The following is a 17258-nucleotide window of genomic DNA, read 5'->3' as shown; positions in this document are numbered from 1 at the left end:
GACTAGATAACCTCCGGTGCCAGCGAGACGATCTTCATGAACTTCTTGTCGCGGAGCTCGCGACCGACCGGTCCGAAGATGCGGGTGCCGCGGGGGTCCCCGTCGTTCTTCAGGATCACGGCGGCGTTCTCGTCGAACTTGATGTACGAGCCGTCGGGACGACGGGTCTGCTTGATGGTGCGGACGATGACGGCCTTGACCACATCGCCCTTCTTGACGTTTCCGCCGGGGATCGCGTCCTTGACGGTCGCGACGATGACGTCACCGAGGCCGGCGTAGCGGCGGCCGGAGCCACCGAGCACGCGGATGGTGAGGAGCATCTTGGCGCCGGTGTTGTCGGCGACCTTGACTCGGGATTCTTGCTGAAGCATGTGTCTCTCCTGCTAACTCAAGCGGGCCGGGGCCTACTTGGCCTTCTCGAGGATCTCGACCAGGCGCCAGCGCTTGGTGGCGCTGAGGGGACGGGTCTCGCTGATGACGACGGAGTCGCCGATGCCGGCGGAGTTCAGCTCGTCGTGGACCTTGACCTTGGACGTGCGGCGGATGACCTTGCCGTACAGCGGGTGCTTCACCCGGTCCTCGACCTCGACGACGATGGTCTTGTCCATCTTGTCGCTGGTCACGTAGCCGCGACGGGTCTTGCGGTAACCGCGAGCGCCCGCCTCCTTGATGTCGTGGGCGGCCGACTCGTGGCCGGCGCTGTCAGTGACGGTTGCCATTACTTGGCCTCCTCGTTCGACTCGGTCGCCGCGACCTCGGCCTTGGCGGCCTTCTTGGTCTTCGGCTTCTTCTCCGCCTTGGCCGGAGCCTCGACGGGGGCGGGGGTGGCGCGGATGCCCAGCTCGCGCTCACGGATGACCGTGTAGATGCGGGCGATGTCGCGCTTGACGGCACGCAGACGGCCGTTGGTGTCCAGCTGGCCGGTGGCCGACTGGAAGCGGAGGTTGAACAGCTCCTCCTTGGCCTTCTTCAGCTCCGAGACGAGACGCTCGTCCTCGAAGGTGTCGAGCTCGGTGGGAACGAGCTCCTTGGATCCGATCGCCATTATGCGTCTCCCTCCTCGCGCTTGATGATGCGTGCCTTGAGGGGCAGCTTGTGGATGGCACGGGTCATGGCCTCACGAGCGAGCTGCTCGTCGACGCCGGCGACCTCGAAGAGGACGCGACCCGGCTTGACGTTCGCGACCCACCACTCCGGCGAGCCCTTTCCGGAACCCATGCGGGTCTCGGCGGGCTTCTTGGTCAGCGGGCGGTCGGGGTAGATGTTGATCCACACCTTTCCACCGCGCTTGATGTGGCGCGTCATGGCGATACGAGCGGACTCGATCTGACGGTTGGTCACGTAGGCCGGGGTGAGGGCCTGGATGCCGTACTCACCGAACGACACCTTGGTGCCACCGGTGGCCTGGCCGGAACGGCCCGGGTGGTGCTGCTTGCGGTGCTTGACTCGACGCGGAATCAACATGGTTATGCCTCAACTCCTGCTGCGACGGGCGCCTCGCTCTGCTGGCGGGGGGCGCGACGCGGACGGTCGCTGCGCTCGGGGCGCGACGACTTGCTGTTCGCCTGCTCCCGAGCGAGCTCCTTGTTGGTGATGTCGCCCTTGTAGATCCAGACCTTCACGCCGATGCGGCCGAAGGTGGTCTTCGCCTCGTAGAAGCCGTAGTCGATGTTCGCGCGGAGGGTGTGCAGCGGCACGCGTCCCTCGCGGTAGAACTCCGAGCGGCTCATCTCGGCGCCGCCGAGGCGGCCGGAGACCTGGATGCGGACGCCCTTGGCGCCGGCGCGCTGCGCGCCCTGCAGACCCTTGCGCATCGCGCGGCGGAAGGCCACGCGGGCGGAGAGCTGCTCGGCGATGCCCTGCGCGACCAGCTGAGCCTCGGCCTCGGGGTTCTTCACCTCGAGGATGTTCAGCTGGATCTGCTTGGCGGTGAGCTTCTCGAGGTCGGCGCGGATGCGCTCGGCCTCGGCGCCGCGGCGACCGATCACGATGCCCGGGCGGGCGGTGTGGATGTCGACGCGGACGCGGTCGCGGGTGCGCTCGATCTCGATGCGGGCGACGCCCGCGCGGTCGAGCTGCGTGGCGAGGAGCCGGCGGATCTTGACGTCCTCAGCGAGGAAGTCGCTGTACCGCTGGCCCTTCTTGGTGCTGTCGGAGAACCAGCGCGACACGTGGTCGGTGGTGATTCCCAGACGGAAACCGTAGGGGTTTACTTTCTGACCCATTACTTGGTCCCCTCCTCAGGAGTGGCCAGCACGACGGTGATGTGGCTGGTGCGCTTGTTGATGCGGAAGGCACGACCCTGAGCACGGGGCTGGAATCGCTTGAGGGTGGTTCCCTCATCGACGAAGGCGCGGGACACGAACAGGTCCTGGTCGTCGAGGTACTCGTTCGAGGCATCGGCCTTGACGCGAGCGTTGGCCATCGCCGAGGCGACGAGCTTGTAGACGGGCTCGGACGCACCCTGCGGGGCGAACTTGAGGATGGCCAGGGCCTCCTCCGCCTGCTTCCCGCGGATCAGGTTCACGACACGGCGAGCCTTCTGGGGGGTGACGCGGATGTGTCGCACGCGTGCGATCGACTCCACCATTTCTCTCCTCCTTCTCGTCGCCGCGTCAGCGGCGACGGCCCTTCTTGTCGTCCTTCTCGTGACCGCGGAAGGTCCGAGTGGGGGCGAACTCGCCGAGCTTGTGGCCGACCATGGTCTCGGTCACGAACACGGGGATGTGCTTGCGACCGTCGTGGACCGCGATGGTGTGACCCAGCATCGCCGGGATGATCATCGAGCGGCGCGACCAGGTCTTGATGACGTTCTTGTTGCCGGCTTCGTTGGCGGTGAACACCTTGCGGAGCAGGTGGTCGTCAACGAAGGGGCCCTTCTTGAGACTGCGAGGCATCTTCTACAACTCCTACTTGCGCTTCTTACCGGCGGTGCGGCGGCGAACGATGAGCTTGTCGCTCTCCTTGTTGGGGCGACGGGTGCGTCCCTCGGACTGGCCCCAGGGGCTGACCGGGTGGCGACCACCGGAGGTCTTGCCCTCTCCACCACCGTGGGGGTGGTCGACCGGGTTCATCGCGACACCGCGGACGGTCGGGCGGACGCCCTTCCAGCGCATGCGGCCGGCCTTGCCCCAGTTGATGTTCGACTGCTCGGCGTTGCCGACCTCGCCGATCGTGGCGCGGCAGCGCGCGTCGACGTTGCGGATCTCGCCCGACGGCAGGCGGAGCTGCGCGTAGGGGCCGTCCTTGGCGACGAGGCGGACCGAGGTGCCGGCCGAGCGGGCGAGCTTGGCGCCGCCACCCGGCTTGATCTCGATGGCGTGGATGACCGTACCGGTCGGGATGTTGCGCAGCGGCAGGTTGTTGCCGGGCTTGATGTCGGCACCCGAGCCCGACTCCACGACGTCGCCCTGCGAGAGCTTGTTCGGAGCCAGGATGTAGCGCTTGGTGCCGTCCACGAAGTGGAGCAGCGCGATGCGCGCGGTGCGGTTGGGGTCGTACTCGATGTGAGCGACCTTGGCGTTGATGCCGTCCTTGTCATTCCGACGGAAGTCGATCAGACGGTACTGGCGCTTGTGGCCACCACCGATGTGACGCGTCGTGATGCGACCGGAGTTGTTGCGGCCACCGGTCTTGGACAGCGGGCGAAGGAGCGACTTCTCGGGCGTCGATCGGGTGATCTCGGCGAAGTCGGCAACGCTGGAGCCGCGGCGACCGGGGGTCGTGGGCTTGTACTTACGAATAGCCATTGTCTGTTTCCTCTACGCTTCTTCGGCTCAGCCGACGCTCGTGAAGATGTCGATGGAGCCGGACTTCAGCGTGACGATCGCGCGCTTGGTGTCCTTGCGCTTGCCGGCCCCGAACTTCGTGCGGCGGGTCTTGCCCTGACGGTTCAGCGTGTTGATCGACGCGACCTGGACACCGAAGATCTTCTCGATGGCGAGCTTGATCTCGGTCTTGTTGGAGCGCGGGTCGACGACGAAGGTGTACTTGCCCTCGTCGATCAGGCCGTAGGACTTCTCCGAGACCACCGGCGAGATGATGACGTCGCGGGGGTCCTTGTTGAACGCGGCGGACTGGCTCATGCGTTCACCTCTTCCTTCTTGGCGCCGGACTTCGAGGCGACGAACGCGTCGAGTGCGGCCTTCGTGAAGACGATGTCGTCGGAGACGAGCACGTCGTACGCGTTGAGCTGGTCGGACGGCAGGATGTGCACGAACGGCACGTTGCGGAGCGAGAGCTCGGCGATGAAGTCGTCGCGCTCGAGGACCACGAGGACGTTGCGCGACACCGAGAGGGCATCGAGCAGGACGAGGACGTCCTTCGTCTTCGGGGTCTCGCCGAGGGCGAGGGACTCGACCACGTGCACGCGCGAGCCGCGGGCGCGGTCCGAGAGAGCACCGAGCAGGGCTGCGGCGATCATCTTCTTGGGGGTGCGCTGCGCGTAGCTGCGGGGGGTCGGTCCGTGGACCACGCCACCACCGGTCATGTGCGGGGCGCGGATCGAGCCCTGACGAGCGCGACCGGTTCCCTTCTGCTTGAACGGCTTGCGGCCGGCTCCCGAGACCTCGCCACGGTTCTTCGTGGAGTGGGTGCCCTGGCGCGCCGCGGCGAGCTGCGCCACGACGACCTGGTGGATCAGGGGGATGTTGGTCTGGACGTCGAAGAGCTCGGCGGGGAGCTCGAACGCGCCCGACTTGTTGCCCTGGACGTCGATGATGTCGACAGAGGTAGCCATGGAACTACGCTCCCTTCACGGCGTTGCGAACGAACACGAGGCGACCGCGCGCACCGGGGACGGCGCCCTTGACGAGCAGCAGACCCTTCTCGGCGTCGACGGAGTGCACCTTGAGGTTGAGCACGGTGACGCGCTCGCCACCCATGCGACCGGCCATGCGCATGCCCTTGAAGACACGGCTGGGGGTCGAGGAGGCGCCGATGGAGCCGGGCTTGCGGTGGTTGCGGTGCGAACCGTGCGAAGCCGAGACGCCCTTGAAGTTGTGACGCTTCATGACACCGGCGAAGCCCTTGCCCTTGGAGGTGCCGACGACGTCGACCTTGGTGCCGGCTTCGAAGACGGCGTCCACGGTCAGCTCCTGGCCGGCCGAGTAGTCGGCGGCGTCGGAGGTGCGGACCTCGGTGAGGTGGCGGCGGGGGGTGACGCCCGCGGCGTCGAAGTGACCGGCGGCGGGCTTGTTCACCTTGCGCGGGTCGATCGCACCGGCGGCGAGCTGGACGGCGGTGTAGCCGTCCTTCTCCTCCGTGCGGACCTGGGTCACGACGTTGGGGCTGATCTCGATGACCGTGACGGGGACGAGCTTGTTGTTCTCGTCCCAGACCTGGGTCATGCCGAGCTTCGTGCCGAGGAGGCCCTTGCTGGTCTTCAGCGTGGGGGAAACAGTGACAGACATGGTGGCACTCCTCCTTAGAGCTTGATCTCGATGTTGACGTCGGCCGGGAGGTCGAGGCGCATCAGCGAGTCGACGGCCTTGGGCGTCGGGTCGATGATGTCGATGAGGCGCTTGTGGGTGCGCATCTCGAAGTGCTCGCGGCTGTCCTTGTACTTGTGGGGAGAACGGATCACGCAGACCACGTTCTTCTCGGTCGGAAGCGGCACGGGGCCGACGACCGTTGCACCGGCACGGGTCACCGTGTCGACGATCTTGCGCGCCGACGTGTCGATGACCTCGTGGTCGTACGACTTCAGTCGGATGCGGATCTTCTGTCCCGCCATGTGTGATCTCTCACTCTCTTGTTATTGCGTCGTACGCCACTCCCCCGGCCGGAGCCGGGCTCGTGTCGCATAGGACGCGCTCGCGAAGGAACATCCGGAGAACCGGAGGAAGTGCACCAGTGTTCTTCTGTCAAAAGCACCGCGCTCGAGGCGCTCTGAGAGCCGTGCAGAACGCACGACGCACGGAGAGCCCGTTGAGTTGTCGGTTGTTGTCGTTCTGCTACCCGCCGCCTCGACGTCGCACTCGCGGGGCCGCCCTCTCGGGTCGAGCCGCTGGGGCGCCGTCTCGGCACTGCCTGGCAGTGTTCCACCCCCTCGCAGCACGCTGCGCGGGCGGAAATTTTGAACTAGAAGAGTCTCTCACGGATCCAGCACCCGTGCAACCCGGGCGTGTCGCGGCGCGGAGGTCGGTGGCCGCGGACGTCCGCCCGCGGAATCCCGGGCCTCAACGGGTCCGGCCGACGCGGGCCGCTCACTCGAAGAGCAGAGCGCGCAACGTCGTCTCGGCCGAGCCGGGCCGGGACGGATCGATCGTCTCGCCCGCCCGGAAGTGATCGAGCACCCGGGGGTCGACGTAGCTCGCGCGAGCCACGGTCGGCGTGTTCCCGAGCACCTCCGACGCGTCCTTCATCGCCTGCGAGATCGCCCTCGTGCGCAGCCGCTGGGTGGGCTGCGGTCCCGCCTTCGCGAGACTCAGCGCGGCGGCGACGGTGCCGTGCAGGGTGCGGAAGTCCTTCGCCGTGAAGTCGTCGCCGGCGCGCTCGCGCACGTAGTCGTTGATGTCGGCCGCGGAGACCGGGCGCCAGACGCGGCCGTCCTTCCAGGCCAGGAGCCGGGCGTTCGGGCCGCGGCGCTTCAGCGCCCGGACCACGCGGGCCAGGTCGTGATCGAGGATCTCGCTCGTCCAGGCCTGGTGGCTCTTGCCCGGGAAGGCGAGTGCGACGCGGTCGCCGTGCGTCGTCGCGTGTGAGCAGAGCAGCGTCGTGAGGCCGATGCTGCCGTGCTCCTTCGCGTACTGCTCGCTGCCGACCCGCAGCGAGCCGGTGTCGAGCATCCGGAAGCCGGTCGCCAGCGCGCGCTCGCGGGTGGGCCCTTCGTCGCGCAGGGCGATCGTCACCCGGCGTCGGGCGCCGGGGAGGGCCTCCGCGAGCCGGAGCGCCCGGTCGAACTTGATCCGGTCCTTCTGCTCGCGCCAGGTCGGATGGTAGATGTACTGCCGGCGGCCGGCGCCGTCGACGCCCGTGGCCTGGATGTGCCCGTTGGGGTACGGCGCGATCCAGACCTCCTGCCAGGCCGGCGGGATGCCGAGGTGGTCGAAGCGGGCCCGCAGCTCGGGGTCCGTGACCGTGGCGCCCTTGGGGTCGCGGTAGCTGAATCCGGTACCGGAACGGACCCGGCTGTAGCCGCGACCGCTCGAGTCGGTCCGGCGGAGTCGTTGAGTGAGCGGATCGGCCATCGACCCGACGATAGGGCGGGGGCTCCGGCACCGTCAGCGGGTTGACGGGCGCCCCCGGCCCTGCGCTACTCGTTGCCGAGGCGCTTGTCGGCCTGGCGCTTGAGGTCCTCGATGCGGTCGTCGTACTTGCCCTTGGTGAGGCGGCTCGCGATGTCGCCGGTCTTCTCGAGCACCTGGTCCGAGACGCCCTCCGCCTTCTCGCTGCGGAGCGTCTCCTGGACCTTCTTGCTGTTGAGCAGCTCGCCGGCCTGTCGTCCGAGCTTGCCGAAGTCCACCATGGTTCCTCCTTGATCCGTGCGGGCAGGGGGCCGCGCGAGCCTCAGTGTGGCGACACCGCCTGGACGAACGGTGCGGGACGCGCCGGGGAGATCAGAGAGCGAGGACGCGGGCCGCGGCATCGGCGAGGGCCCGGCCGTAGGAGGGTCCGTGGCCGGCGGCGTGCACCGCGAGCGGATGGAGCTGGTGCAGCGGCACGCGGTCCTCGGATCCGGGGCGCAGCGGGTGGACCTCCTGGTAGCCGGCGAGGACGTCGTCGAGGTGCGGCAGCCCGAACAGCGCCAGCATGGCGAGGTCGGTCTCGCGGTGGCCGGCGTGCGCGGCCGGGTCGATCAGCACCGTGCCCTCGTCCGACCACAGCACGTTGCCGTTCCAGAGGTCACCGTGGAGGCGCGCCGGGACGTCGTCGTCGTCGAAGGCTCCGGCCCGGACGAGGTCGACGGCGCTCTCGACGGTGCGGGCGTCGGCGGAGGACAGGTTCCCCGCCTCGAGGGCCGGGCGGAGGAAGGGCCGGACCCGCTGGTCCGCGTAGAAGCGACCCCAGGAGTCCGCCGGAGTGCAGGGCATCGTGCGGCGCCCGATGAAGGCGGGGCCGGACCAGCCGGCCGGCGGCGCACCGAAGGCGGCGGCTCCCGCATCGTGCGTGCGCGCGAGGGCGCCGCCGAAGCGCCGGGCGGCCTCCCGCGTCGGGCGGGCGGAGCGGACCTCCTCGAGCTCGATGCGGCCGGGCTCGACGAGCAGCACCTCGGCACAGCGGGCTCCCCCGGCCGCCTCGGCCTCGGCCAGACAGCGCAGACCCGCCGCCTCCCACTCGAAGAACTGCGCGGGAGCGGACGGGTTCGTCTTCACGAAGGGCATGCCTCCCACGCTAGTCAGCCTCCGCGGAGCGGATCGAGACCGGGCCCGACCTACACCGGGAACGACGAGAGGGGCCGCCCGCCGAAGCGGACGACCCCTCTCGAGAGATCAGTAGGAGAACCTACTTGACGATCTTGGTGACCGTTCCGGCACCCACGGTGCGGCCACCCTCACGGATGGCGAAGCCGAGGCCCTCCTCCATGGCGATCGGCTGGATCAGCGCGACCGTCATGTCGGTGGTGTCGCCGGGCATGACCATCTCGGTGCCCTCGGGCAGCGTGATGACGCCGGTGACGTCGGTGGTGCGGAAGTAGAACTGGGGGCGGTAGTTCCCGTAGAACGGGTTGTGACGCCCACCCTCGTCCTTGGACAGGATGTACGCGGTGCCCTCGAAGTCCGTGTGCGGCGTGACCGAACCCGGCTTGACGACGACCTGGCCGCGCTCGACGTCCTCGCGCTTGGTGCCGCGGAGGAGCAGACCGCAGTTCTCGCCGGCCCAGGCCTCGTCGAGCTGCTTGTGGAACATCTCGATGCCGGTGACCGTGGTCTTCTGCGTCGGGCGGATGCCGACGATCTCGACCTCGGAGTTCAGCGAGAGGGTGCCGCGCTCGGCGCGACCGGTGACGACGGTTCCACGACCGGTGATCGTGAAGACGTCCTCGATCGGCATGAGGAACGGCTTGTCCTTGTCGCGGATCGGGTCCGGGACGGAGGCGTCGACGGCGTCCATGAGGTCGAGGATGGACTGGGTCCACGCCTCGTCGCCCTCGAGGGCCTTGAGGCCGGAGACGCGGACCACGGGGGCGTCGTCGCCGGGGAAGCCCTGCGAGGACAGCAGCTCGCGGACCTCGAGCTCGACGAGCTCGAGGATCTCCTCGTCGTCCACCATGTCGGCCTTGTTCAGGGCGACGAGGAGGTAGGGCACGCCGACCTGCTTGGCGAGGAGGACGTGCTCACGGGTCTGAGCCATCGGGCCGTCGGTGGCGGCGACCACGAGGATCGCGCCGTCCATCTGAGCCGCGCCGGTGATCATGTTCTTGATGTAGTCGGCGTGACCGGGGGCGTCGACGTGCGCGTAGTGGCGCTTCGGCGTCTCGTACTCGACGTGCGAGATGTTGATCGTGATGCCGCGCTGGCGCTCCTCGGGAGCGGAGTCGATCGACGCGAAGTCACGCTGGACGTTGGTCGCGGACGGGTACTTGTCCGCCAGAACCTTCGAGATCGCCGCGGTGAGGGTGGTCTTTCCGTGGTCGACGTGACCGATGGTTCCGATGTTGACGTGCGGCTTGGTCCGCTCGAACTTGGCCTTAGCCACTGTGGGTCCTCCTCAGGACTTAGGTGCAAGCATCCGCATCCGACGCCGCACGGGGCGGCACGAGGACAGGAGGACTTGCGGGGGTTTTGTGTAGGTATGTTACCGGCAGTGGTCGCGCGGGCCATCCGATGAGGATCCGAGGCGCGCAGAACGCGGCAGCAAACCCGCACGACACTACCAGGCCCGCCGCGGTTCCGCAGAACCGCGGCGGGGGTGGGACGAGTGCTACTCGCCCTTGTTCTTCTGGACGATCTCCTCGGCCACGGCCTTGGGGACCTCGGCGTAGGTCTCGAACGTCATCGAGTAGACCGCGCGGCCCGAGGTCTTCGAGCGCAGGTCGCCGATGTAGCCGAACATCTCGGACAGCGGGACGTTGGCCTTGATGACCTTGACGCCCGCGGCGTCCTCCATCGACTGGATCATCCCGCGACGCGAGTTGAGGTCGCCGATGACGTCGCCCATGTACTCCTCGGGCGTGCGGACCTCGACGGCCATCAGCGGCTCGAGGAGGACCGGCTGCGCCTTGCGCGAGGCCTCCTTGAACGCGATGGAGCCGGCGATCTTGAACGCCATCTCCGAGGAGTCGACGTCGTGCGCCGCGCCGTCGGTCAGGGTCGCCTTGATGCCCACCATGGGGTAGCCGGCGAGGACGCCGACCAGCATGGCGTCGCGGATGCCCGCGTCGACCGAGGGGATGTACTCGCGGGGGACGCGACCACCGGTGACGCCGTTGACGAACTCGTAGGTCTTGTCGGCCTCGACCTCCATCGGCTCGATGGAGATCTGGACCTTCGCGAACTGGCCCGAGCCACCCGTCTGCTTCTTGTGGGTGTAGTCGTACTTCTCGACCGTGCGGCGGATCGTCTCGCGGTAGGCCACCTGCGGCTTGCCGACATTGGCCTCGACGTTGAACTCGCGCTTCATGCGGTCCACCAGGATGTCGAGGTGCAGCTCGCCCATTCCCTTGATGACCGTCTGACCGGTCTCCTGGTTCTGCTCGGTGCGGAAGGTGGGGTCCTCCTCCGCGAGCTTCTGGATCGCGGTGCCGAGCTTCTCCTGGTCGGCCTTCGTCTTGGGCTCGATGGCGACCTCGATGACGGGCTCCGGGAAGGTCATCGACTCGAGCACGACCTGCGCGGTCGGGTCGCTCAGGGTGTCACCGGTGGTGGTGTCCTTGAGGCCGATGACGGCGTAGATGTGGCCGGCGGTGACCGAGTCGACCGGGTTCTCCTTGTTGGAGTGCATCTGGAAGATCTTGCCGATGCGCTCCTTCTTGCCCTTGGTCGAGTTGATGACCTGGGCGCCGGAGTCGAGCTTGCCCGAGTAGACGCGGACGTAGGTGAGGCGACCGAAGAACGGGTGCACCGCGACCTTGAACGCGAGCGCCGAGAAGGGCTCGGTCGAGTCCGCGTGGCGCATGATGACCTTCTCCTCGTCGCGGACGTCGTGCGCCTCGATGGCGGGGACGTCGAGCGGGGAGGGGAGGTAGTCGACGACCGCGTCGAGCATCGGCTGGACGCCGCGGTTCTTGAACGCGGAGCCGCAGAGCACGGGGTAGATGTCCGAGTTGACGGTCAGCTTGCGGATGGCGCCCTTGATCTCCGCGACCGTGAGCTCCTCACCGCCGAAGTACTTCTCGAGCAGCTCGTCGGAGGTCTCCGCGACGGTCTCGAGCAGCTTCTCGCGGTACTCGGCGGCCTTGTCGGCCAGGTCCGCGGGGATCTCCTCGATCTCGTACTTCGCGCCCAGCGCGACGTCACCCTTCGAGTCGCCGCGCCACGTGAGCGCGCGCATCTCGACGAGGTCGACGACACCCTCGAAGCTGGACTCCGCGCCGATGGGCAGCTGGATGACCAGCGGCTTGGCGCCGAGGCGGTTGATGATCGTGTCGACGGTGAAGTAGAAGTCGGCGCCGAGCTTGTCCATCTTGTTGACGAAGCAGATGCGCGGGACGTCGTACTTGTCGGCCTGACGCCAGACGGTCTCGGACTGGGGCTCGACGCCCTCCTTGCCGTCGAAGACGGCGACGGCGCCGTCGAGGACGCGCAGCGAGCGCTCGACCTCGACCGTGAAGTCGACGTGACCGGGGGTGTCGATGATGTTGATCTGGTTCTTGTTCCAGAAGCACGTCGTCGCGGCGGACGTGATCGTGATGCCGCGCTCCTGCTCCTGCGCCATCCAGTCCATCGTGGCGGCGCCGTCGTGGACCTCACCGATCTTGTGCGTGATACCCGTGTAGAACAGGATGCGCTCGGTGGTGGTGGTCTTGCCGGCATCGATGTGGGCCATGATGCCGATGTTGCGGACCTTGTTCAGGTCGGTGAGCACATCTTGTGCCACGGAGTTCCTCCGATAGGTGATGGAGCCAGCGCAACGGGTTCATGGCCGATCGGCTGGGATCGTGATGGTGGCGGTCGCCCGTCCACGCCGGATCCGAGGATCCGCCGCCGGGTCCGGTCCCGCGGCGCACGCGCGAGGGCGCGCGCCGCGGGACCGGGGGTCGCGCTCGCCGGGGGCGGGCGCGGGGTGCGCTACCAGCGGTAGTGCGCGAAGGCCTTGTTCGACTCGGCCATCTTGTGGGTGTCCTCGCGACGCTTGACAGCGGCGCCCAGACCGTTCGACGCGTCGAGGATCTCGTTCATGAGACGCTCGGTCATCGTCTTCTCGCGACGGGCCTTCGCGTAGCTGGTGAGCCAGCGGAGGGCGAGGGTGTTGGCGCGGTGCGGCTTGACCTCGACGGGGACCTGGTAGGTCGAGCCGCCGACGCGGCGGCTGCGGACCTCGAGGGTCGGACGGACGTTGTCGAGCGCCTTCTTGAGCGTGACGACGGCGTCCTGGCCGTTCTTGGTCGAGACCCCCTCGAGCGCGCCGTAGACGATGCGCTCGGCGAGGCCCTTCTTGCCGTCCAGGAGGATCTTGTTCACGAGCTGGCTGACGACCGGGGCGCCGTAGACGGGGTCTGCGACGACGGGGCGCTTAGGAGCGGGTCCCTTACGAGGCATTACTTCTTCTCCATCTTCGCGCCGTACCGGCTGCGAGCCTGCTTGCGGTTCTTGACGGCCTGGGTGTCCAGGGCGCCGCGAACGATCTTGTAGCGGACACCGGGGAGGTCCTTCACACGACCGCCGCGGACGAGCACCATCGAGTGCTCCTGGAGGTTGTGGCCCTCACCGGGGATGTAGGCCGTGACCTCGGTGCCGTTGGAGAGCTTCACGCGGGCCACCTTGCGGAGGGCCGAGTTCGGCTTCTTGGGCGTGGTCGTGTAGACGCGCGTGCAGACGCCGCGCTGCTGGGGGTTGGCCTTCAGGGCGGGCGCCTTGGTCTTGGTGACCTTCGGCGTGCGTCCCTTTCGGACCAACTGCTGAATCGTTGGCACTGATTTGCTCCTTGAATGCTGCACGGTGACAGCGGATCGATGGTCGACATTCGGCCTGCCCGTCTCCGGGACGGCCGAGTTCATCTGGACCCGACTCCCTCTCGGCACCGACGAGCGGAGACCTGGAGGAGGAGGGGTATGCCGTGGGGGCCGCCCGATCGGACGAACCCGCGGGTCCTCGCGGACCCGGTGGAGCGAAGCGCGGCACTGCGCCGGCCCGGAGGCACGACACGAGCGCACGACAAAGCGCACACCCGAAGAATATTACGGGGAGTGACGGGGGCGGTCAACCGGACCGCGTTCGCCCTGGGAGAGAACGCCGCCCGGAGCCTCACTCGCGCTCGTCGCCCTCCCAGCCCCAGTGCGGGGTCCCGCCGCCTGCGTCGCGACGGGCGAGCATCGCGAGGAAGAGGATCTGCACCGCTCCGGCCAGCACGCCCGCGGCGATCGCGAACGGCGTCGCGGCGTGGTCGACGACCAAGCGGAGGATGGCACCGGGCTCCCCCAGGCCCAGGCCGTAGATCGCGCCGCCGACCAGGAGGAAGAGCGCGTAGACGACGACCGCCGTCAGCAGCGAGGGGCCGACGAGGCGGCTGACCCCGGGCCGGGCGGCGAGCGTGATCATCGAGACGAGGACGGCGAGGACGCAGACCGCCACCACGACCGGGCCGAGGATCGGGCCGGCGTCGCGCTCGGGGACGACGTCCTGGTCCAGCAGCAGGCTGAGCACGCCGAACGCGCAGACCACCAGGGCGAGGTAGAGGAAGGACGCGAACGCCGCGAGGGCGATGCCGTAGGCCAGGCCCGCGCCGCGGCCCTGCTCCCCCGGGCCGGCGGCCGTCACGACTGCGCGGCGGCGTCGCGCTCGGCGTTGCGGCGCTTCACCCCGCGCGCCCGGCCGGCGATGAGGCTCCCGCCCCAGACGCTGACCTCCCGGGCGAGCACGGCGGCCGCGGCGACGGCGAGGAGGGTCGCGGGGTCGCGGAGGAAGTCGACCACGGCGGTGCGGTCCTGCGGCACGGCGAAGCCGCCGACCGCGGACCAGGCGCCGACGAGGGCGGCGGCGCCGGCGAGCAGCGCGACGAAGAAGCCGCCGAGGACGTAGGCCCACCAGCCGGCGCGGTTGACCGCGAGCACGATGAGGGCGAGTCCGGCGAAGAAGGCGGCGACCGGGAGGAGGAAGACGGCCGTGGGGCCCTGCGCGAGCGCGATCGCCACGGGGTCGCCCTCGACGGCGTCGATCAGCACGCGGATCGCGGTGAGGGCGACGAGGTACAGGGCGGCGAAGACCGCGGTGGTGAGCAGGGCGATGGCGAGGCCGGCGAGGCGGTTGCCCTTCCGGCGGGCGGGCTCCGGCTCCGGCTCGACGGAACCGAGCGGAGACGGCGACGCGGGCTGCGCCTCCTGCACGGCGGTGGCGCCGGTCGCGGGACGGCGCCCGCCCGGCTCCGGCTCGGGCCACACGTACTCCCGGGTCGGCTCGGTCCCGTCGCCCGTCGTCGGCATCCGCGTGGTCTCGGCTTCGCTGTTCCCCGTCACTCCGACAGCTTAGGCACGGGTCCGCGCGGGACGAGCGACCGCCGCGCCCACCCCGGGACGGGGGACGCCGCCGCCGGCCGGCGCGCTACTCGAGCGGGTGCAGCAGGCGGTGCAGGAACTGCCGGGTGCGCGGCTCCTGCGGCTCGCGGAGGATCTGCGCGGGCGCGCCGCGCTCGACGACCACCCCGTCCGCCATGAAGACGACCTCGGAGGCGACCTGCCGGGCGAACTCCAGCTCGTGCGTGACGACGAGCATCGTCCAGCCCTCGCCCGCCAGCTCGCGCATCAGCGAGAGGACGTCGCCGACCAGCTCGGGGTCGAGCGCCGACGTCGGCTCGTCGAAGAGCAGCAGGTCGGGCCGGAGCGCGAGGGCCCGGACGATGCCGACCCGCTGCTGCTGGCCGCCGGAGAGCTCGAACGGGTAGGCGCCGCCACGGCCGCCGAGACCGACGCGCTCGAGGAGCGCCTCCGCCTCCGGCACCACCTCGGACGGCGGGCGGCGCTGCACGCGCAGCGGGCCCTCGGTGACGTTCTGCAGGACGGTCAGGTGCGGGAAGAGGTTGAAGTGCTGGAAGACCATCGCCGAGCGGTCGCGCAGCGCGGTGAGGGCGCGCTTGCCGACCGGCCCGCCGAAGTCGAGCACCGAGCCGTCCGCGAGCTCGAGCAGGCCGCCGTCGGGGACCTCGAGGCTGTTCAGCGAGCGCAGCACCGTCGTCTTGCCCGAGCCGGACGGGCCGATCAGCGCGATCACCTCGCCGCGGCGGATCTCGAGGTCGATGCCGCGGAGGACCTCGACGCCGCTGAAGGACTTGCGCAGCCCCGTGGCGCGGAGGACGGGCCGGTCGCCGTCCGTGGGGCGGCCTGCGGTGCCGGAGGGGGCGTCAACGGGCGACATAGCGGTCCAATCGCTTCTCGAGGAGGCTCTGGCCGCTGGAGAGGACGAGGCAGATGAGCCAGTAGATGAGGGCGGCCTCGAGGTACAGCAGCATGAACTCGCTCGAGGCGGTGGCGATCTTCTGCGCCTGGCGGAAGAGCTCGGTCACCAGGATCAGCGAGGCGAGCGAGGTGTCCTTCACCAGCGAGATGAACGTGTTGGAGAGCGGCGGCACCGACACTCGCGCGGCCTGCGGCAGGATGATCCGCCTCAGGGCGAGACCGCGGCCCATGCCGATGGTGTGCGCCGCCTCCCACTGCCCCTTGGGCACGCTGAGGATCGCGGCGCGGATGACCTCGGCCGCGTAGCCGCCGACGTTGAGCGCGAAGGCGATGATCGCGCTCGGCCACGGGTCGATCTTCACGCCCAGGCTGGGCAGGCCGTAGAAGATCACGAAGAGCTGCACCAGGAGCGGGGTGCCGCGGATCACGGAGATGTACGCGCGCGCGATCCAGGCCAGGACCTTCACCCGCGAGAGGCGCATCAGCGCGACGGCCAGCGCGAGGGCCAGGCCGAGCACGAAGCTCGACAGCGCGAGCGGGATCGTGCCGACGATGCCGCCCGACAGGATCGGCCAGAACGACCTGACGAAGAGTTCCATTGTCTTCTCCCGCCTGGGCGGGAGAAGACCGCGGTCGGCATTTCGAGGTGGATGCGTGGGTGGAGCGTGTCCGGTCCGCTTCCGAGAAATGCTGGCACGCATTTCTCGGGACCGCTCGGCCTTGCGAAGCGGGGGTGTCGGTCGACCCATGCTGGTCGAGTTGCCCTGGAGGGGCGTATCGAGACCCACCGTGGCCGAGACGGTGGTCTGCGGACTCACGTCTCGATGACCGTGGATCTCGATACGCCCGCTGCGCGGGCTACTCGATCAGCATGTCGCTCCTACTGGGAGACGTCGGCGCCGAAGTAGCGCTCGGAGATGGAGGCGAGGGTGCCGTCGGCGCGCAGCTCGTCGAGGGCGCCGTCGACCGCGGCGACGAGGTCGTCCGAGCCCTTCGGGAAGGTGAAGGCGCTGGAAGAGCTGTCGTCGGTCGTCACGGCGACCTTCAGGCCCGCGGCCTGGTCGGGGTAGGTCGTGGACCAGTCCAGCCAGGTGAGGCGGTCGTTGAGGGTCGCGTCCACGCGGCCCTGCTCGACGAGGGCGACGGCCTGGGCCCAGCCCTCGACGCCCTCGACGGTCGCGCCGCTGTCCTGCGCGAGCGTGTACCAGTTGCTCGAGAGCGACTGCGCGGTCGTCTTGCCGGAGAGCGAGTCGAGCGAGGTGATCTCGGTGTCGTCGGCCGGCACGACGACCACGCCGGGGCTCACCGAGTACGGCTCGGAGAAGTCGTACTTCGCGCTGCGCTCGTCGTTGATCGAGACCTGGTTGGCGATCACGTCGAAGCGGCCGCCGTCCAGTCCCGCGAACATCGCGTCCCACTGGGTCTCCTCGAACTCAGGCTCGACGCCGAGCTTCTCGGCGACCGCGGTGATGACCTCGACGTCGTAGCCGGTGAGGTCGCCGGTGCCGCCGTCCGCGTGGAACGAGAACGGCGAGTAGGTGCCCTCGGTGCCGATGGTCAGCTTCCCGGACTCCTCGACCTCGGCGAGCGTCAGCCCGGAGGCGGTCGACGCGGTGCTGTCGCCGCTGGAACCGGAGACCACGTCGTCGGTGGAGGCGGGGGCGCAGCCGGCGAGGACGAGGGCGGCGGCGGCCGCGGTCGTGCCGAGCAGGACGCGCAGCGAGGTGCGGGCGGGGAGGAGCGTCACAGTGTCTTTCCTTCGTAGCAT

The 17258-nt window shown here is 69.0% G+C and carries 24 protein-coding genes; all 24 read right to left on the bottom strand.

All coding sequences use genetic code 11. The annotated features are described in order from the left end of the window. Positions 1 to 2: 2 nt before the first annotated feature. The 24 genes from rplN to EDF36_RS14120 all read right to left on the bottom strand — a co-directional run bounded on the left by rplN (position 3) and on the right by EDF36_RS14120 (position 17237). On the bottom strand, positions 3 to 371 hold the full coding sequence (gene rplN, locus EDF36_RS14235; protein WP_123445048.1) for a 50S ribosomal protein L14: 369 nt from the start codon (positions 369 to 371) through the stop codon (positions 3 to 5). 33 nt (positions 372 to 404) lie between these two features. Next, complete coding sequence (gene rpsQ / locus EDF36_RS14230; RefSeq protein ID WP_123445047.1) at positions 405 to 719, bottom strand: 30S ribosomal protein S17; 315 nt, start codon at positions 717 to 719, stop codon at positions 405 to 407. Beyond that, positions 719 to 1045 carry a 50S ribosomal protein L29 gene (gene rpmC, locus EDF36_RS14225; protein ID WP_123733513.1) on the bottom strand — a complete coding sequence of 109 codons (327 nt, stop codon included), beginning with the start codon at positions 1043 to 1045 and terminating at the stop codon, positions 719 to 721. The genes rpsQ and rpmC overlap by 1 nt, the downstream gene beginning before the upstream one ends. Further along, a complete protein-coding gene (gene rplP, locus EDF36_RS14220; protein ID WP_123445045.1) occupies positions 1045 to 1464 on the bottom strand; it encodes a 50S ribosomal protein L16 in 420 nt (139 codons plus the stop codon). The genes rpmC and rplP overlap by 1 nt, the downstream gene beginning before the upstream one ends. Positions 1465 to 1466: 2 nt before the next feature. Further along, the gene (gene rpsC / locus EDF36_RS14215; RefSeq protein ID WP_056037327.1) at positions 1467 to 2225 is read right to left on the bottom strand and encodes a 30S ribosomal protein S3; all 759 of its coding nucleotides are present in this window, start codon (positions 2223 to 2225) and stop codon (positions 1467 to 1469) included. Beyond that, entirely contained in the window at positions 2225 to 2590 is a 366-nt protein-coding gene (rplV, locus tag EDF36_RS14210) for a 50S ribosomal protein L22 (protein ID WP_123445044.1), read from the bottom strand. The genes rpsC and rplV overlap by 1 nt, the downstream gene beginning before the upstream one ends. 25 nt (positions 2591 to 2615) lie before the next feature. Beyond that, positions 2616 to 2897 carry a 30S ribosomal protein S19 gene (gene rpsS / locus EDF36_RS14205; RefSeq protein ID WP_055787078.1) on the bottom strand — a complete coding sequence of 94 codons (282 nt, stop codon included), beginning with the start codon at positions 2895 to 2897 and terminating at the stop codon, positions 2616 to 2618. 12 nt (positions 2898 to 2909) lie between these two features. Beyond that, positions 2910 to 3749, bottom strand: a complete 840-nt coding sequence (rplB, locus tag EDF36_RS14200) for a 50S ribosomal protein L2 (RefSeq protein WP_123445043.1) — start codon at positions 3747 to 3749, stop codon at positions 2910 to 2912. A gap of 27 nt (positions 3750 to 3776) precedes the next feature. Beyond that, positions 3777 to 4085: a 50S ribosomal protein L23 gene (gene rplW / locus EDF36_RS14195; RefSeq protein WP_123445042.1), complete on the bottom strand. Its 309-nt coding sequence runs from the start codon at positions 4083 to 4085 to the stop codon at positions 3777 to 3779. Further along, positions 4082 to 4738, bottom strand: a complete 657-nt coding sequence (gene rplD, locus EDF36_RS14190) for a 50S ribosomal protein L4 (RefSeq protein WP_123445041.1) — start codon at positions 4736 to 4738, stop codon at positions 4082 to 4084. Before rplD ends, rplW begins: the two co-directional genes overlap by 4 nt. Before the next feature lie 4 nt (positions 4739 to 4742). Further along, entirely contained in the window at positions 4743 to 5411 is a 669-nt protein-coding gene (gene rplC, locus EDF36_RS14185) for a 50S ribosomal protein L3 (RefSeq protein ID WP_104224566.1), read from the bottom strand. Between the two features lie 14 nt (positions 5412 to 5425). Further along, positions 5426 to 5734, bottom strand: coding sequence for a 30S ribosomal protein S10 (gene rpsJ / locus EDF36_RS14180; protein WP_005050520.1), 309 nt, complete (start codon positions 5732 to 5734; stop codon positions 5426 to 5428). A gap of 472 nt (positions 5735 to 6206) precedes the next feature. Continuing rightward, positions 6207 to 7190 (bottom strand): DNA topoisomerase IB, encoded by a 984-nt coding sequence (locus EDF36_RS14175; protein WP_123733512.1) that lies wholly within the window; start codon positions 7188 to 7190, stop codon positions 6207 to 6209. Between the two features lie 65 nt (positions 7191 to 7255). Beyond that, positions 7256 to 7468, bottom strand: coding sequence for an antitoxin (locus EDF36_RS21315; RefSeq protein WP_123735027.1), 213 nt, complete (start codon positions 7466 to 7468; stop codon positions 7256 to 7258). 91 nt (positions 7469 to 7559) lie between these two features. Continuing rightward, on the bottom strand, positions 7560 to 8324 hold the full coding sequence (locus tag EDF36_RS14165; RefSeq protein WP_123733511.1) for a fructosamine kinase family protein: 765 nt from the start codon (positions 8322 to 8324) through the stop codon (positions 7560 to 7562). A gap of 121 nt (positions 8325 to 8445) precedes the next feature. Then, positions 8446 to 9639: an elongation factor Tu gene (gene tuf / locus EDF36_RS14160; protein ID WP_123445037.1), complete on the bottom strand. Its 1194-nt coding sequence runs from the start codon at positions 9637 to 9639 to the stop codon at positions 8446 to 8448. 225 nt (positions 9640 to 9864) lie between these two features. Beyond that, on the bottom strand, positions 9865 to 11979 hold the full coding sequence (gene fusA / locus EDF36_RS14155; protein ID WP_123445036.1) for an elongation factor G: 2115 nt from the start codon (positions 11977 to 11979) through the stop codon (positions 9865 to 9867). Positions 11980 to 12170: 191 nt separating this feature from the next. Beyond that, positions 12171 to 12641: a 30S ribosomal protein S7 gene (rpsG, locus tag EDF36_RS14150; protein WP_056037355.1), complete on the bottom strand. Its 471-nt coding sequence runs from the start codon at positions 12639 to 12641 to the stop codon at positions 12171 to 12173. Next, positions 12641 to 13015: a 30S ribosomal protein S12 gene (gene rpsL, locus EDF36_RS14145; protein WP_011186743.1), complete on the bottom strand. Its 375-nt coding sequence runs from the start codon at positions 13013 to 13015 to the stop codon at positions 12641 to 12643. The genes rpsG and rpsL overlap by 1 nt, the downstream gene beginning before the upstream one ends. A gap of 331 nt (positions 13016 to 13346) precedes the next feature. Continuing rightward, entirely contained in the window at positions 13347 to 13859 is a 513-nt protein-coding gene (locus tag EDF36_RS14140; protein ID WP_123733510.1) for a DUF6121 family protein, read from the bottom strand. Then, positions 13856 to 14554 carry a hypothetical protein gene (locus EDF36_RS14135; protein WP_127885910.1) on the bottom strand — a complete coding sequence of 233 codons (699 nt, stop codon included), beginning with the start codon at positions 14552 to 14554 and terminating at the stop codon, positions 13856 to 13858. Before EDF36_RS14135 ends, EDF36_RS14140 begins: the two co-directional genes overlap by 4 nt. An 85-nt stretch (positions 14555 to 14639) precedes the next feature. Beyond that, complete coding sequence (locus EDF36_RS14130) at positions 14640 to 15449, bottom strand: amino acid ABC transporter ATP-binding protein (protein ID WP_123733509.1); 810 nt, start codon at positions 15447 to 15449, stop codon at positions 14640 to 14642. Beyond that, positions 15436 to 16089 carry an amino acid ABC transporter permease gene (locus EDF36_RS14125; RefSeq protein WP_123702092.1) on the bottom strand — a complete coding sequence of 218 codons (654 nt, stop codon included), beginning with the start codon at positions 16087 to 16089 and terminating at the stop codon, positions 15436 to 15438. The genes EDF36_RS14130 and EDF36_RS14125 overlap by 14 nt, the downstream gene beginning before the upstream one ends. A 281-nt stretch (positions 16090 to 16370) precedes the next feature. Further along, the gene (locus EDF36_RS14120; protein ID WP_397459903.1) at positions 16371 to 17237 is read right to left on the bottom strand and encodes an amino acid ABC transporter substrate-binding protein; all 867 of its coding nucleotides are present in this window, start codon (positions 17235 to 17237) and stop codon (positions 16371 to 16373) included. Between the last annotated feature and the right edge of the window lie 21 nt (positions 17238 to 17258).

The organism is Rathayibacter sp. PhB152, assembly GCF_003751395.1.
In the GTDB taxonomy this organism is placed as follows: Bacteria; Actinomycetota; Actinomycetes; order Actinomycetales; family Microbacteriaceae; genus Rathayibacter; species Rathayibacter festucae.
This window is presented reverse-complemented; position numbering and strand designations above follow the sequence as displayed.

What these genes read in the sequence shown, in the direction of transcription:
- rplD (WP_123445041.1), bottom strand. Translation starts at nt 4,738, where the DNA reads ATGGCTACCTCTGTCGACATCATCGACGTCCAGGGCAACAAGTCGGGC.
- rpsC (WP_056037327.1), bottom strand. Translation starts at nt 2,225, where the DNA reads ATGGGTCAGAAAGTAAACCCCTACGGTTTCCGTCTGGGAATCACCACC.
- rplB (WP_123445043.1), bottom strand. Translation starts at nt 3,749, where the DNA reads ATGGCTATTCGTAAGTACAAGCCCACGACCCCCGGTCGCCGCGGCTCC.
- rplW (WP_123445042.1), bottom strand. Translation starts at nt 4,085, where the DNA reads ATGAGCCAGTCCGCCGCGTTCAACAAGGACCCCCGCGACGTCATCATC.
- rpsG (WP_056037355.1), bottom strand. Translation starts at nt 12,641, where the DNA reads ATGCCTCGTAAGGGACCCGCTCCTAAGCGCCCCGTCGTCGCAGACCCC.
- rplV (WP_123445044.1), bottom strand. Translation starts at nt 2,590, where the DNA reads ATGGTGGAGTCGATCGCACGCGTGCGACACATCCGCGTCACCCCCCAG.
- EDF36_RS14165 (WP_123733511.1), bottom strand. Translation starts at nt 8,324, where the DNA reads ATGCCCTTCGTGAAGACGAACCCGTCCGCTCCCGCGCAGTTCTTCGAG.
- EDF36_RS14175 (WP_123733512.1), bottom strand. Translation starts at nt 7,190, where the DNA reads ATGGCCGATCCGCTCACTCAACGACTCCGCCGGACCGACTCGAGCGGT.
- rpsQ (WP_123445047.1), bottom strand. Translation starts at nt 719, where the DNA reads ATGGCAACCGTCACTGACAGCGCCGGCCACGAGTCGGCCGCCCACGAC.
- rpsJ (WP_005050520.1), bottom strand. Translation starts at nt 5,734, where the DNA reads ATGGCGGGACAGAAGATCCGCATCCGACTGAAGTCGTACGACCACGAG.
- EDF36_RS14130 (WP_123733509.1), bottom strand. Translation starts at nt 15,449, where the DNA reads ATGTCGCCCGTTGACGCCCCCTCCGGCACCGCAGGCCGCCCCACGGAC.
- rplC (WP_104224566.1), bottom strand. Translation starts at nt 5,411, where the DNA reads ATGTCTGTCACTGTTTCCCCCACGCTGAAGACCAGCAAGGGCCTCCTC.
- rplN (WP_123445048.1), bottom strand. Translation starts at nt 371, where the DNA reads ATGCTTCAGCAAGAATCCCGAGTCAAGGTCGCCGACAACACCGGCGCC.
- rpmC (WP_123733513.1), bottom strand. Translation starts at nt 1,045, where the DNA reads ATGGCGATCGGATCCAAGGAGCTCGTTCCCACCGAGCTCGACACCTTC.
- rpsS (WP_055787078.1), bottom strand. Translation starts at nt 2,897, where the DNA reads ATGCCTCGCAGTCTCAAGAAGGGCCCCTTCGTTGACGACCACCTGCTC.
- EDF36_RS21315 (WP_123735027.1), bottom strand. Translation starts at nt 7,468, where the DNA reads ATGGTGGACTTCGGCAAGCTCGGACGACAGGCCGGCGAGCTGCTCAAC.
- EDF36_RS14125 (WP_123702092.1), bottom strand. Translation starts at nt 16,089, where the DNA reads ATGGAACTCTTCGTCAGGTCGTTCTGGCCGATCCTGTCGGGCGGCATC.
- rplP (WP_123445045.1), bottom strand. Translation starts at nt 1,464, where the DNA reads ATGTTGATTCCGCGTCGAGTCAAGCACCGCAAGCAGCACCACCCGGGC.